We start from the raw sequence: 15370 nt of genomic DNA, 5'->3' as shown, positions 1-15370 counted from the left end.
ACCTCGTCGACCTGGGTCCATCCGTCGTTGCCGGACCAGAGTCACCCTCAGGGGTGGTAGATCTCCCGGACCGACGAGGCGAGGCCGTCCGCGCCCTTGATGACCCGCACCTTGACGGTGCCCATCTTGGCGGCCTTCACCAGTTGGTTGTAAGTGCACTTGGTGGTGCCCACATTGTTGTCTGCGGTGACGGAACCGTCGGCCGCGCCACAGATCGCCGCGGCGCCGCGGATCTGGGTGTCGCCGCTGACGTCGAATGCCTGGTTGTTCACCATCATCTTGTACTCGGCCAGGTACGACAGCGTGCCGGTGAAGCAGCCTTCGGTACCGGAGTTGACGCACTCGCCCTTGGCTCCTGTGTCGTCGCCCGCGCCGCCGGAGCCCGACCCGGCAACGGAGCCCGAGGAGCCTGAGCCGGTAGAGCCGGAGGAACCCGAGCCCTGCGAGCCCTTGCCCTGCGAGCCCTTCGAGGTGGGCGCGGCACTTTCCTTGCTCGGGCTGGTGGAGGTGCTCGTGCTCGGGCTCGTGGAGGCGCTTGTGCTTGCCGAGGAGCCGGCGGCGCCGGCGTCCTTGGTGCCCTCGCCGTTGTTGCAGGCGGTCAGTGAGAAGGCGAGCGCCGCAGTGGCGGCGATGGCGAGCATGGTGTTCCTGCGCGGAGCGGTACGCATGACCGTAGGTCCCCCGTGGTGGTGAGGTTTGTTGACGGTCATGACTTTGCCGCCCGCCGCTGGCATTCCGCTAACACTCCACTAAGCGAGACGTTTTCGCAGGTGGTGGTGCTGGTCAGCGCCGTGCGAGGGACTTCTGGAGCTGTTCCGCTCTGGCCCGGTACGCGGCCTCGGAGTGTGGCTCGTCGAGCACCGCGGCAACCTCCCCGAGCCGGTTCAGTGCCCGTACCGTGCGGGCCGGGAGGTCCTCCTCCTCGTTGGCGGCGACTGCGGCGAGCAGCACCTTGCGGGCCTCCTGGTGATGCCCGCTGTAGTGCAGTGCGATGCCGTACGACTCCAGGATGAGCGGACGCCAGCCGGCGATCTCGTTTTCAGGGATGGCTGCGATGCAGCGGGCCGTGTGCTCGGCCGCCGCCGCGAAGTCGCCCTGGGCCAGGGCGGCATGGGTGGCGTGGTACTGCTCCAGGGTGACGGCGATGGGATGGCGGGCCGTACGGGCGTCGTGCACCGCCTCGGCCAGCGCGTCGAGCATGCCGGCCGGATCGCCGCGCCGGTGGCGGGCGATGGCGAGCAGGACGAGGACCTGGCAGGAGACCTCGGGGGCGAAGGTCCGCAGCGGCGCCACCGCGCCGGCCAGCAGAGGCTCGGCGCGCGCGAACTGTCCGGTCTCCACGAACAGCATGCCGGTGACAGCGCGCAGCCAGCCGATGCCCTCGGTGCTGCCGATCCGCTCGGCGGCGGCGAGCGCCGTGTGCAGGGGCTGCTGCCATCCGGGATGCGGGTGCCAGTGGACGAGCGGCCACAGCAGGGCGGCGATCCGCCAGGTGCGGTCCTCGTCGCCGGGCCGGGCGGCGGTCGAAACGGCGGCCATCAGCGATTCCTGCTCCTTGAGGAACCAGTCGAACACGGCGTCGCGCTCGGCGAACCGCGGTACGGGGAGCCCTGCTTCGAAACCTTCGGGCAGCGGAATGGTCCGCGAGCCGGTGGGGTCGAACACGTCCACGGCGGCGTGCTGCGCCCGCAGCCAGTGGTCGACCAGGCGGCGGGTGACCGCGTCGGTCCTCTCGGCGCGGGGCAGGCCGCGCGCGTAGATCCGTACGAGGTCGTGCAGGCTGTAGCGGCCCGGTTCCGCCTCCTGGACCAAGTGCGCCGCGGCGAGCCGGTCGAGTCCCGTTCGGGCCTCGGTGAGCCCGACCCCGGCGGCGGCCGCGGCGGCATAGGCGTCGCTCTCCCGGGTGAAGGAGTGCCCGAGCGCGCCAAGCAGCGCGGCATCGGCGGCGTCGAGGCAGGCGACGGAGGCGCGCAGGGCGGCCTCCACTCCGGTGTTCTCAGCGGACAGCAGCACCAACCGGCCGTGCTCGTCGGCGAGTTCGGCGGCAAGGTCGACGGCAGTCCAGTGGCGGCGGCCCTTGAGCCGGGCGGCGGCGATGCGCAGGGCCAGCGGCAGTCCGTCGCAGAGCCGGGCGACTTTCCGTATGGCATCGGGATCGTGGGAATCGCCAAGAGCCTCGGCGAGCAGGCCCGCCGCGTCGTCCTCGTGGAGCACCTCGACGGGGACCGGCGTCGCGCAGTCCTCGGCCATCACCGCGTCCAGGCGGGCGCGGCTGGTGACGACGGTGGTGCAGGCGTCGCCGCCGGGCAGCAGCGGACGTATCTGCGCGGAGTCGCGGGCGTTGTCGAGTACGACGAGCAGCCGCCGCTTTTTGACCAGGGACCGGAACAGCGCCGCCGCGGCCTCCTGTGACGCGGGCACGGCCGCGGCCTCCACACCCAGCGCGAGCAGGAACTCCCGCAGGACGTCGATGGGCTGGACCGGCTCTCCGCCGCTGTGTCCGCGCAGGTCGGCGAAGAGACGGCCGTCCGGGTAGGCGGCGGCGCGGTCGTGGGCCCAGTGCACCGCCAGCGAGGTCTTGCCGACCCCGGCCGGTCCGGTGACCAGGGCGATGGGCGACGTGGTGGCGGTGGCGCGGACCAGCTCCGCGAGTTCGGTCCTGCGTCCGTGGAATCCGCGCGGTGGCCTGGGCAGCAGGTCTGGTACCGACACGGGTACGGGCGGATGGGCGCTGCCCCTGCCGCCCTCGGCGACCGCGTTCGTCTCCAGGACCTCCTCGTACGCCGCCCGCAGCACCGGCCCCGGATCGACGCCCAGCGCGTCGGCGAGTTCTTTGCGGGTGCGGTGGTACTGCTCCAGGGCGTCCGACTGGCGGCCCGCCTGGTACAGGGCCCGGATCAGGGCCGCGATCAGAGGTTCGCGCAGCGGCTGCGTGACGGCTTCCTCGCTCAGCAGCGTCACGGCCTGCTCGGGTGCTCTCAACTCCCCGTACACTGAGGCTAGTTGTTCGATCGCGGCGAGCCGGGAATCCTCCAGAACAGCCGCGGCGGCGAGCAGCGGAGCGGTGGCGACCGTCCCGTTGAGCGCGGGCCCCTGCCACAGTGCGAGCGCCTCGCGCAGCATCAGCGCCCCGTCCGACGGATCGCGCTGGCGCTGTGCCAGCTTCACCAGGTCGTCGAACCGGCGGGCGTCGAGCAGCGTCTCGGGCAGCCGCAGCGCGTACGCCCGCCCCCGCGTCACGAGTTCGACGTCGTACGCGTCCAGGCCGGCCTCGGTGATCACCGCGCGAAGCCGCGAGACGTGCCCCTGGATGACGGTGCGCGAGTGTCGCGGCGGCTCGTCCTCCCACAGTGCCTCGGTGAGTGTGTCGATGGAGACCGGAGCCGGGGAGCGGAGCAGCAGGAGCGCGAGCAGGCTTTGCCGCTTGGCGGACCCCAGCGGCACGGGCCCCCTCCCGCCGTTGACCGCCACGGGTCCAAGGAGCTGGAACTCCATATGTACGTGCACACTCCTGGCGGGGCCGAGATCGCTGGCCTCAGAGAATATCTCCGGGCGGTACCTCTGACTCACGGCGGCCCGGCGGGCCGGGGCAGGTCGCGAACACTCGGTCGTCCAACGCTTCCGGCCCCGCGAGGAGACCGGCAGCAGCGCACTGACGAACTCCCCCTCGGCTTCGGACAGTTCATGGCGACGTATCACCCTGCCATGATCCACTGATCAAGATCATCATGTGACGAATAGGACCTGGGGTTGGTCACCCAAGAACGCTCGACGCATAACCTTGGGCTCGTCCGGCGGGTACGGATCACTGAACGCTGTTTGGTGTCCAGCGAAGCGTCATGTCGGGCAGGTTCTCCATGTTGCGATCACCGTCGTTGGTGTCGAGGACGGCGAAACCGTGGCTCTCGTAGAATGCGCGGGCATCGGTGTTCTGCTGAAAGACGTGCAGGGACACCCCCGCGGGGCTGTGCCGCCTGACCTCGTCGAGCAGGAGCGTGCCGACTCCCTGCCGTCGGACGTCCGGGCGCAGATACAGATGCTCGAGCATCTCGCCGTCGAGGGCCGCGTAGCCGATGATCTCCGCATCACGCACGGCGACCCAGGTCCGGCACACCTTGAGCAGGACGTCCTGCACCCATCTGGTCACCTGCTCGTGACCGCGCTTTTGGTGAGGCAGGTAGGGCATGGTCGCCGACCGAGAGGTCATGTGGATGCGCGCGATCACGGCTGCGTCTGCTTCCTCGGCGCATCGGATCCGAGTCTTGCCGTCATCATGCACGTGGGGAACCTACAAGCTCGGCAAAGCCTCGATCCAGGGGTTGAACCGGCGAACGTCGCCCGCGGCAGCACTGGCTGGGCGGCTGTGCGAGGTGGCCGTGCTCAGTGTCGGGCTGCCCCGGCCACCGCGGCCGCGGCAGCGGTGAGGATGCGGTGCAGGACGGGAAGCGGGATCGCCGGGTTGGCAACCGCTGGGCATGCGGTGTCACGGTCGTGCAGCAGCCCGGCCAGGACGCGGACGGGCAGCCGCGGATTGCGCACCGCTGCGTCCCGGACACCACCGTCGGGGTCGTTCAGGAGCCGCACGGCGTCGGCCGGTGACAGCCGGGGATCCTCCGCCGCGCGGCGGCGCACCTCGGCTTCGGGATCCACGGCCAGGCGTGCGACGTCGGCCGGTGCCGACTCCGGATCGTCCAGAGCCAGGCGACGCATCCGTCCGCTGGGATCGGCGATGTAGCGCAGCAGGCCCGCACGGGGGAAGTTGGGATGGCTGCGGGGCCGGTCGGGGTGGCTGAGGCTGCCGTCCCACCATCGCCAGACCTCCAACAGCAGGTCGGGCGGGGCGTCTTCGCACGATTCGGCGAGGAACAGGGGGACCACCCGGTCGTCATCCCGCGCCAGGCGCGCCACGACGTCCGGCGGGAGGTGCCGCGCCCGGGCCACGCTGCGGCGGATCAGCGGGTGGGACGACGCCGCGAGACGGCGCATCGCGTCGGCGTCGCCGTGCAGGTCCTCGACCCACGGCAGGGTGTGCGACATCCCCGTCGGGTCGAAGTCGTGGCGGACCGCAGCACGTTGCTCCTCGGTGAGGTCCGGGCGCAGGGCCACCGCGGCGCGGATGGCGGCCTGAGGGTCTTTGGCGAGAGCGGCGACGCCGTGCGCGTCGAGACGCGGGTTGGCGGCGAGCACCTGGCGCACCTCCGTGTCCCCGTCCCGAACCAGCTCCGCCTCCAGCTCGGGTGCGAGGCGGCACCGTTCGAGCGCCTGGCGTGGGTCGGGCAGGGCGACGAAAACCTCGCGGGGCATGGGCACGCCGGTGTGGTGGGCGAGCAGCGCAGCCGTTCGCACTGCGGAGTCCGGGTCGGTCAGCAGCCGTTCACGCAGCGGCGCAGTGAGGTCCTCCCACCGGGCACAGGCCGTCGCCCGCACCCGGGGGTCGGTGTCAACGGCGAGGTCGGCAAGGCACCGTGCGGGGAGCGCCGGGAGCTCGGCGGCTGCTGCGCGGGAGGGCCCGGCGAGGAGGTCGTCGTACAGATCCTCGGGGAGTTCAACGCCCCAGGCGCAGGCGTGCTGCGCCCAGAGCACGCGTTGCGCCGGCGACGGCTCGGCACGGACCAGGCGTATCCACTGATGGGACGTGAGCTTGGGCCGGAAGGCGTCTGCGGGTCTTGACCGCACCTGGGGATCGGGATGTGCCACGGCGGCGTCGAGAACGGCCGGCCGGTCGCATCCGTGCAAGAAGCCGTCCTCCACATCGAGCAGCCCGATCAGCAGTTCGTCCGTGGCGGCCGAATTGGACCCGATCCCCTCCGCCCAGTGCAGAGGCCACGCGTGCGGGCCGGGCACGGCTGCCCACACCTCGGCACGCTCGACCTCCGTCTCGCGTCCGGCAGCCTGGGCCGCCTCCTCCAGCCTCTCCGGCAACCGGTCAAGAGCCGTCACATGAGACCCGCCCGCCACGGGCACCTCCGCCACCAGCACCTGCCCGTCGAGGGAGAGCGCCACGAACCCCGGGCCGCCGGTCAGCCCCGGCACACCGATCCCAGCGTGCCGGACCCGGGTCCACCAGGAGTCGTTGCCCCCGATCCGGTGCCCGAGGACGGCCACCAGGAACTCGCCGTCGGCACCGCACAGACGGCGCCACCACGCGTCGTTGAGCGCTTCCCGGGCCGCGCCGTCCGGCGCCGCGATGCCCCGCGCGATCCGCCAAGCGGCTTCCGGCGGGAACAGGGTGCCCGGGCACACGTCCTCGACGACCGTTAGTCCGACGCGTACGAGTAGCTCGTGGAGTCCCTCTCGATGTTGCACACGATCATGATCTCCGCCGACTCAGGGTGGGACAAGGCTCTCGGCCCAGGCCCCCCAAGGCCCTCACTCAGCTGCACGTCATGGATGCCGATGCCGCGGCCCCGGGGAGCGATGACGTGCTCCTCAAAGCCGGGCTCGGCTTCAAGCTGGGATCAGATGTCCTGCTCCGGCAGGTTGAACTTCTGCCTGGCGCCATGGGGAGAGCAGCTCGCCTGCTTGACGTAGGAGAGGTCTTGCGTGCGGTCCGCGGTCAGGCACCGGTCGCTCGTCGTTTTGATCGTGTACTGCATTCCGGGGGCGAGGAAGGACGGGTCGAACCTGAAGTTCTGGCCGTCGCGTTCCCCGCAGGGCCCGAGCCCGACTCCGGTGTCGGGGGCCTCGTCCGCGGTGAGGCACTTGCCACCGGAGGTCTTGATCTCGAAGGTCCCGTCCTCAACGTCGTGGAGCGTGAAACTCTGGCTGCCACGACCACACGTCTCCAGGGAGATGAGTCCGGACGGGTGCGGAGTCAAACACTCGTGGAACACGTCCGCGGTCTCGATGCGGACGGTCTTCGCCTCGGTGTGTGCTGACCCGGTTACCTCCGCGGCGTGTGCCGCTGCCGCCGTGGGCGCGAGGACCAGGGCCACGGCAGCCGTGAGCCGGGCCGGGTACCGCAAGAACCTGGTGGTGAGCCTGCCTGCCATCCGCACTCCTTGTCTCCAGCGACAGCGGAGAGATCTCCGCGCCGCGCGATTCCTGCGAAGCGATCATGAGGTCGGACAGCTGACCGCGGCCCGCAGGCTCCCGCTGAATCGGCGGCCTGCCACCTGAGTGGCCGAGGTGCTCACCTGACCGCGGCTTGCTGAGACTGGGCGCTTTGGACAGCGGATCGACCGATTCCGTTGACGGTGCGTGCTGCGTTGATGCGGGCAGCGAGCCCGAACCGCGGTCCTGCGCGGTATGGCGTTCGGCGGCTGACGGGTGCCCAAGGGGGTTTCCGTCGGGCCGTCAGGCCATGCCGGACGGGATCAGCACCGGTCGGCCTCGCACCCGCCCGCGATGAGCCGGTCGTCTGCCTCGGCGGCCGATGTCCGGGCATCGGCCGGGGAAGCGGGCACAGCGGCTCCGCAGGTGAGGGGCAACGTACGATCAGGAAGCCCCCGTTCCCCCAGGAGTATCCGTCCGGTGACTGACGTCCTTGTGCCTCCCCGCTCAACCACTGGTTTGCTGCGTGTGCAGCGACTCGTCCGCATCGAGGACGGTGAACGGCTGGCCAGCCTGGTGTGGAGGGCGGGCGGCGGTTGGCGGATGATCAGCAGTGCTGTGCTGGGCGGGGGGATCGGAGAGCGGGCCTGGGTTCTCAACGCCCAGGTGTCCCACGGTTACCGGAGAGCCGACCCCGACCGGCATCTGGCTGATCTGGCCCGTGATGCCGGCGTCCGCGGGCCCGGGGTCGGGCTGATGACGGCCGCCGACGCCGGCGCGTACGGTCGCGCGCACGACGGCGGCGCAGAGGCAGTCGCCACCGTGGGTCTCGGGGTGCGCGGATGGGCCGCTTCCCCTGCGGAGGGCACCGCCGCCCCAACGCGGCCCGGCACGATCAACATCGTTGTTGCCCTGCCCGTCGCCTTGACCGACGGCGCCCTGGTCAACGCCGTGGCGACCGCCACCGAAGCCAAGGTGCAGGCGCTGCTGGACAGTGGATACGACTGCTCCGGAACTCCCACGGACGCCGTGTGTATCGCCGCCCGGTCTCCGCGAGCCGGTGTCGAGTCCGAGGCCTTCGCAGGGCCCCGCTCGCTGTGGGGTGCGCGAGTGGCCCGCGCCGTCCACGGAGCCGTACGTGCCGCCGCAGGACCGGTGGCTGGAGCGCCGCGCCCCTGACCGGTCCGGGGATTTTCAGGTTGCGGACAGGGCGAAGGCGAGCAGTGCGGTCGAGGTGAAGTCGTCGGCGGGTTCGACCGTCTGCCAGGCTCCTACCTGGTCGAGGTAGCGGGCGCCCTTGCCGTCGAACCGCTTCCACGTGGCCGAGCCGGCGTCACAGGCGCGCGTTGACTCCAGGGTGCCGCGGTCCGAGAGTTGTTTGGATCCATTTGGTCCATTGACGACCGCGCCGCGCAGCAATGCTCCTTGCCCGGTGAGGCTGCCGGCGAGGTTCGCCACCTGGTGGGCGGGGCAGTGCGGGAACACCTCGCCCGTGCCGATCATGAAGCTGGTGCCCCAGGCGTTGGCGCCCAGTGCCCAGCCGCGCTGCTGGGTGGCGAAGGCGCTGTAGCGGTGGTCGCCGGTCGCCTGTGCATAGAGGGCGGCTGTGGCCACGAGGCCGAAGGTGTGGGGCACGGCGTCGAAGTCCGTATAGACCGCGCCGGCTTGGAAGGGGTCTTTCGCGGCGCGGCGCTCGCCGTCGGCGAGTTGCCTGCGCAGATCGGCGACGGCGGCCTCCGACGGGCCGAGCCGCAGCAGGTCCGCGTGGGCCAGCGCGCTGACGTCGGAGACGCCGAGCGTGCCGAGGTTTCCGGAGGCCAGGTAGGCACGTGCCCAATCGCTGGCCTGCGTGTGCCACAGGGCCGCCCGGTTGTCACCCAGCGCCTTTGCCGCCAGGGCCAGTTCGACGGCTCCGAACTCCATGTCGTCCTGCCAGGAGTCCTCGCTGTAGAAGGCGTGCGGGAAGGTCGTGACCAGTGCAGGAGCGCCTTGGGTGTCGGCTTGGCCGTAGACCGCGGCAGCCTTCTCCAGCCACTGGCGGGCGCCGGCCGGATCGCGGGATGCTTCGGTCTGCGCGGCCAGCGCGAAGGTGGCGGCGACCCGGCCCGCGAGGTTGGGGCTCAAGGGCGCGCCCGGATGGTTGGCCATAAAAACCGGACGGAACTTGACGAGGTGGTCCGCGTCCCCGTCGTGCACCTTCAGCGCGTCGTCCGCCTCCGGAAGGCGCCACACGTCGTGGTCGCTGTGCAGGTCTTTGGTGCCGGCCCCGATACCGACTTGTGCGTAGAGCGTGCGGGTGCGGCCGTCCCACATCTTGTCGAGCCAGGACAGACCGTGCCGGGCCTCGGCCGCGAGCCCGGGTATCGCGGGCGATGTCCTTTGTGCCAGCAGCAGCTGGGCGGTCGCGTAGGAGGCGGTGTGGGTGAACTTGAGATAGTCCCCGGCGTCGAACCAGCCGCCCGACACGTCGACGGGACCGCTGACTTTCTGGAGCGGCGCGGTCAGTTCGGTGCCGTCGCGGTTGTAGTGGGGAGCGGCGTAGACGCTCGCCGAACGGTCCGCGAGGTGGGAAGGTTTGCGCCCCAACGCGCCCGGAATGATGTCGGCGCCGTCCCGCTGCGCCTGGAAGAAGCGAACGTTGTCCGCTGCCAGGTCCGTCATCAGCTGGTTCGCGGGAGCCACGACGAAGGGAGGTGAGGTGGCGTCAGCAGTGCCCGTCAGGCGCAGCCGGTAGCTGCCGGCCTTGGTGAGTGCGGAGAGGTCGAGGGTGCGTACGGATTCGTATGCCGCGTTCCACGCGCCGGTGCGGGGTCCGGGGGAACCGGACAGGACGGCCTTCCCCGCGGCGTCGACCACGTCGAACCGCGCCCCCGCGAGTTCGTCGTCCGAGCCCATCGCGAAGGCGGTCTTGTGCTCACTGCTGGCGTAGCCGCCCTGGTCGACTCGGATGGTCACCGGCCCGGGATGCCCGTGTGAGGGCAGCGCGTACCAGACGGCGCCGGCCGCGCTGAGCGTGAGCGCGAGGCTGAGAATGAACAAGCGGGGACGGGTGAGGCCTGAAGCCATCGGGTCGGACTGCCTTCTCTTGAATGACAGGGCGCGGCTGACCGGAAGCAGGGTGCTCCGCGGAGTTTGCTCCATGCCGCTGGTGGGGTTTGTAGGGAGAGGCGGTGAGCCGGCGAGGTGCTCGTCCACAGTAGGGCGGGTATCGGCCGGGCCGATGGGCGGGGTGAGTATCTCCGCGTCCGTCCTGTTGTCGGCGCTCGGTCATGATCGCCATCTCGGAGGGGAAGTTCAGCCATCAGGACTTCGGACAAGGTCTGGTGACGCGAGGCGCTCTGGGCCACATGGCTCACAGCCTTCGCGCAGGGCGCCCGGACGGGTGGGGGGTGAACATGGCGACGGTCGCGGTGTCGATCCCTGTCCGCCGGGCGGATTGTCCGCATCATGTGGGGCACTGCGGGTAACCGACTACCTGTCTGTATCGCGGCCCTGCTGTTCGGGCAGCCGCCGGAACGCTCACGGTGAAGGTTGGACATGGTTCTGCGTCTGCTGACCCGCCTGCCCGCAGCGGGATTTGACCTCGCGCTGGCCGTCCCCGGTCTCATGGCACGCAGCGCCGCCCCGGCGGCAGGTCTCGCGGCTCGTGTCACGGTCGACGCCGCCGAGGCGGGGCTGCGGACCGCGACGGCGGCCTCCACCACGGCCGTCAGGCTCGGCCGGGTCGTCCGCAACGCCATGCTGCCCGGCGATGGCGAATGGCGGGCTGGTTCTCGGATGCACGTGGCGCTCGAGCCCGACTCCAAGAAGGCCGGGCGGCGCGGGGCTCGTGGCCTGGAGTCGGCGGCCAAACGCGTGGCGAGTGCGCTCGCCGAGCATCCGGAGGTGGTGACCGCCTACTGGGACGGCGGGCTGGCGCGCCTGGTGGTCCAGGTCAGCGAGAGCGCACTCGTCGACCGCGTGGCGCGCCAAGCGGAGAAGGTCGCTGCCCGGTATGGGCTGCGACGGCCCGAGGAACCGGTGCGGGCGCGCACGCATCCGGGGAGTACCGGCGGTGTCCGCTCCGGGGCGTTCGCCCTGGCATGCGATGCGGCCGCGATCGCCACCGCCGCGACCGCGCGGACGCTGCGCTGGAAGCGCTCACCTCGGCTGGTCACCGCCGCTGTGTCGCTGGTACGCGAGGACACCCGAGTACGGGCGGCACTGCGTGATCGGCTCGGGAGTTCCGGCGCCGAGATGGTCCTCGCGGCGGCCACCGCCGCCGCCCACGGCATCGGCCAATCACCTGTGTCCCTGGTCCTCGATCTCGGCTTGCGAAGCGGCCAGTTGATGGAGGCTCTAGCGCGCGGCGCCGCGTTCGAGGCGGCTCACGACGCGCTGTGCGTTCCGGACCGTACGAGCGTGCCTGGCCAGCGGCTTTCGCGCCCCGCGATGGACCGCTCCGAGGGCCAGGAGTACGCCGACCAGGCCGTGACCGGGAGCCTGGTCGGCGCGGGCGCGACCCTGTTGGCCACCCGCGATGCCGAGCAGGCCGCCGAGGCAGTACTGGCAGGCTCTCCGAAGGCGGCCCGCTACGGGCCGGTGGCGTTCACCACGGTCCTGGGCATCGCCCTGGCCGGGCAGAACGTCCTGATCCGCGACACCGAGCGGCTCCGGCAACTGGAGCGCATCGACACCGTCGTCCTGCACCCCCAAGCTCTGTGCACCACGGGGCGTACCGTCCTCGAGGCGCATCCGAGCGTCGCCCACTGGGACTGCCCCCAGCTCTGGCAGGCGGCCACCGCGGCCCTGCAGGGCCAGGACTCCACGGAGCCTGGTGAGGAACGACAGGTCAGACTGCGACCGGTACCTGATCACGCCCCGTCCGAAACCAGCAACTTGATGATCGCCTCCACGCCGGACGGCGAAGACGTCGGAACCGTGCTGGTCGGCCGGGAAACCGACCCCCTCGCCGAACCGGTGCTGGACTCGGCACGCCGAGCCGGGCTGCACGTCATCGTGCCCGAGGACGCCTCGCTCGGCGACTTCTCGGCACTGGCCGACGAGATCGTGCCCGAAGCGCAACCCCTGGCGGAGGTGGTACGGAACCTGCGCGAGCGAGGCCGCGTGGTGATGACCGTCGCCCGTGTCCCGCAGGGCCCGGCCGAGGAGCAAGGTCCGGACGCCGCAGGCGGAGACATCGTGGAGGCACTGCTGGCCGGCGACTTCGCGGTGGCGGTCACCGATGTGCCCAGCGCGGTGGTGTGGGACGCGGATGCCCTTGCCCTCGACGGGCTCGAAGGTGCCTGGCGGCTGCTGGCCGCAATTCCCGGCGCGCAGAAGACCGGTCGGCATGCCAAGACCCTCGCTCAGGCAGGCGCCACCCTGGCCGGGCTCATGCTCCTGACCGGAAAGTCCCCGGCCCGCCGGGCGCTGTCCGCATGGGGCCCCCGACTCAGCCCCGTCGACGCCGCCACCGCGGCGGCCATGCTCTCCGGATGGCGGACTGCCGCGCGCCTGGCTGCCCTTCCGGGGCCGTGCCCGCGACCCCGGGTGCCCTGGCATGCCCTGCCGGCCGAGCAAGCCCTCGCGCGGCTGGCCGGCACACCGCGCTCCGCGGCCAGTCCGCTGCTCGCGCTGCGAGCCACGGCGCGGGAGAAGACCCAGTCCATCCGGCAACTGCCGGTCTTCGCCCCGGCCCGGCTCACGGCGCAACTGATCACCGCGGTGAAAGCCGAGCTGAACGACCCCCTCACCCCGATCCTGGCCATCGGCGCCGCGGCATCCGCGATGCTCGGAGAACCCGTGGACGCCCTGCTGGTAACCGGCGCCATGACCGTCAACGCGGTGGTCGGCGGTGTGCAACGGCTGCGCGCCGAACACGCCCTGGCCGCCCTCGCCACCACCCAGAAGCAAAAAGCGCGCCTCGTCGCCGAGGAGGGAGACACCGCGGACGTGACCAGCGTCGACGCCGCCAAGCTGCTGCCCGGTGCCGTGATCGAACTGCGCACCGGTGACGTGGTGCCCGCCGATGCCCGGCTGCTGGAGGCCGCCGACCTGGAAGTCGACGAATCCTCACTGACCGGCGAGTCACTGCCCGCGCTCAAGCAGACGGACGCAACCCCGCAGGCCGCCGTCGCGGACCGGAGCTGCATGGTCTTCGAGGGGACCACCGTAGTGGCCGGACAGGCCCGGGCGGCCGTCGTCGGCACCGGCGAGCAAACCGAAGCGGGAAGGGCGGCCCACCTGGCGTCACACTCCTCGTCCGCCAAGGGTGTTCAGGCCCGTCTGCACGAACTGACCCGCAAGGTCCTGCCGCTCACTCTGGCCGGCGGCGCGGCGGTCACGGTCCTCTCGCTCCTGCGCGGACGCCCGGCCCGGGAAGCTGTGGGCGGCGGCGTCGCCGTGGCGGTGGCAGCGGTCCCCGAAGGGCTGCCGCTGGTGGCCACCGTGGCGCAAATGGCCGCCGCCCGCCGCCTCAGCCACCACGGTGTCCTGGTCCGAAGTCCCCGCGCCCTTGAGGCACTTGGCCGCATGGACACCGTCTGTTTCGACAAGACCGGCACCCTGACCGAAAACCGGCTGCTCCTGGTGCACGCGGTCACCCCCGACGGGGCCACTCTCGCGGCTGACGCCCCGCGGGCGGAGCCGGTCCTGCGGGTCGCGGCCCGCGCCTGCCCGCAGACCACCGATGAAGCGGGCCCCGCCCACGTAACGGACGAAGCCATCCTGGCCTCAGCGCCGAACGATGCGCGCTGGAAGCAGGCCGAGGTCCAGCCCTTCGAGGCCAGCCGGGGCTACGCCTGCGCCATCGGCGAGGAGGCCGACGGATCTGCCACGCTGGTCGCCAAGGGCGCCCCGGAAGTGCTGCTCGCCTGCTGCGAAGGTGTCGACGAGGCCGCCCACACCGCTGCGCAAGCGCTCGCGGGCCAAGGTCTGCGGATCCTCGCCGTCGCACAGCGGCGGCTTGAGGCCGACGAGACGTCCGGCATCCTTGACCAGCCGTTGAAAGGCCTGGAACTCGTCGGCTTCGTCGCACTGGCCGACACCCCCCGTCCCAGTTCCGCGCCGGTGGTCGCCCAGCTGCGCGAGGCCGGGGTACGGCCGGTCATGCTCACCGGAGACCACCCGGACACGGCCCAAGCCATCGCCCGCAGCCTGGGCTGGCCCCAGGACGTCACCGTGACCACCGGCGATGAACTCGCGGCCCTGGACCGGACCGGCCGGGCTCGTCTGCTGGCCGACTGCCAGGTCATCGCCCGCGTCGCCCCCGAGCAGAAGCTCCAAGTCGTCGAAGCGCTGCGGGAAACCGGCCGCGTGGTGGCGATGATCGGCGACGGTGCCAACGACGCCGCAGCCATCCGCGCGGCGGACGTAGGGATCGGCATGGCCGTACGCGGCTCCGCAGCCGCCCGCAACGCAGCCGACCTGATCCTCACCACCAATGAACTGACACCCTTGCTCGCCGCCGTCACCGAAGGCCGGGCCCTGTGGCGCAGCGTCGCCGACGCGATCAGCATCCTCATCGGCGGCAACGCGGGAGAAGTCGGGTTCACCGTGTTCGGCACGCTGCTCGGCGGCTCCTCGCCCCTGTCGGCCCGCCAACTCCTCCTGGTGAACCTGCTGACCGACATGTTCCCCGCCATGGCAGTGGCGGTCACCCCTCAAGACGAGCCGACCTCAGCGTCCAATGCCGCAACGGACCAGGAGACTTCGGTGTGCGCGGGTGTCGCAGCCCTCGGAGAGCCGCTGACCCGGCAGATCCGGCAACGCGGCTTCGTGACCGGGCTCGGCGCGGGCACTGCCTGGCTCATCGGCACACTCACCCCGGGCACGGCCCGCCGCACCAGCACCATGGCGCTGTGCGGACTCGTCGGTGCGCAACTCACCCAGACCCTCAACGGACGAGGCCGAAGCCCCCTGGTCCTGGCCACCGCACTCGGTTCGGCCGCCGCCCTGGCAGTCCTCGTGCAAACGCCCGGCCTCAGCCACTTCTTCGGGTGCACACCCCTGGGGCCGGTGGCGTGGGCAGGCGTCGCGGCATCGATCGGCGCGGCCGCCATCGGCCACAAAGCCATGCCGCTTGTCGAGCGGCTCCTGTCCGACGCCCCCTCCATGTTGCGCCCCTTCCTCTCCGCCACGCACTGACTCGCCCCGGCGTCTGCCTGCCAGGGAGCCTGGTTGCTCACCTCTCCTGCCGACTGGAGGTGCCTCATGTTCCTTGCGGCGGCGCAAGTTGCGAGCGGCCCCGCGTGCCCTGGTCGCGCTCGGGCCGGAGAAGTGGAAGAGCCGAGGGGGTGAAGGGCGTGCTGTAGCCGGTGCGCGCACCGACCGTGCGTTGGACCGCTGACCGCTGACCGCTGACCGCTGACCGCTGACCGCTGGGGACGGGGTCTTG

At 71.3% G+C, this 15370-nt stretch carries 8 protein-coding genes; 2 read left to right on the top strand and 6 right to left on the bottom strand.

What is annotated here, in order from left to right; all coding sequences use genetic code 11:
- Window positions 1–47: 47 nt before the first annotated feature.
- From DT019_RS21670 to DT019_RS21650, 5 genes are all read right to left on the bottom strand, one after another.
- Window positions 48–668, bottom strand: a complete 621-nt coding sequence (locus tag DT019_RS21670) for a hypothetical protein (protein ID WP_147267339.1) — start codon at window positions 666–668, stop codon at window positions 48–50.
- 115 nt (window positions 669–783) lie between these two features.
- A complete protein-coding gene (locus DT019_RS21665) occupies window positions 784–3444 on the bottom strand; it encodes an AfsR/SARP family transcriptional regulator (protein WP_189389804.1) in 2661 nt (886 codons plus the stop codon).
- Between the two features lie 361 nt (window positions 3445–3805).
- Complete coding sequence (locus tag DT019_RS21660) at window positions 3806–4279, bottom strand: GNAT family N-acetyltransferase (protein WP_114038531.1); 474 nt, start codon at window positions 4277–4279, stop codon at window positions 3806–3808.
- A 101-nt stretch (window positions 4280–4380) separates the two neighbouring features.
- Complete coding sequence (locus DT019_RS21655; RefSeq protein WP_223279697.1) at window positions 4381–6243, bottom strand: hypothetical protein; 1863 nt, start codon at window positions 6241–6243, stop codon at window positions 4381–4383.
- Window positions 6244–6458: 215 nt separating this feature from the next.
- Window positions 6459–6992, bottom strand: coding sequence for an RICIN domain-containing protein (locus tag DT019_RS21650; RefSeq protein ID WP_114038529.1), 534 nt, complete (start codon window positions 6990–6992; stop codon window positions 6459–6461).
- Window positions 6993–7473: 481 nt separating this feature from the next.
- Between DT019_RS21650 and DT019_RS21645 the strand changes: the two genes are divergently transcribed.
- The gene (locus tag DT019_RS21645) at window positions 7474–8172 is read left to right on the top strand and encodes an adenosylcobinamide amidohydrolase (protein ID WP_189389802.1); all 699 of its coding nucleotides are present in this window, start codon (window positions 7474–7476) and stop codon (window positions 8170–8172) included.
- A 15-nt stretch (window positions 8173–8187) separates the two neighbouring features.
- On the opposite strand, the gene DT019_RS21640 is transcribed toward DT019_RS21645, so the two are convergent.
- Entirely contained in the window at window positions 8188–10032 is a 1845-nt protein-coding gene (locus DT019_RS21640) for a glycoside hydrolase family 9 protein (RefSeq protein ID WP_223279696.1), read from the bottom strand.
- 498 nt (window positions 10033–10530) lie between these two features.
- Between DT019_RS21640 and DT019_RS21635 the strand changes: the two genes are divergently transcribed.
- A complete protein-coding gene (locus tag DT019_RS21635; protein WP_114038526.1) occupies window positions 10531–15120 on the top strand; it encodes a cation-translocating P-type ATPase in 4590 nt (1529 codons plus the stop codon).
- Window positions 15121–15370: the final 250 nt, after the last annotated feature.

This window comes from Streptomyces sp. SDr-06 (assembly GCF_003324565.1).
GTDB lineage: Bacteria > Actinomycetota > Actinomycetes > Streptomycetales > Streptomycetaceae > Streptomyces.
Note: the sequence above shows the minus strand (reverse complement) of the source record. Positions and strands in the feature narration are given on the sequence as shown.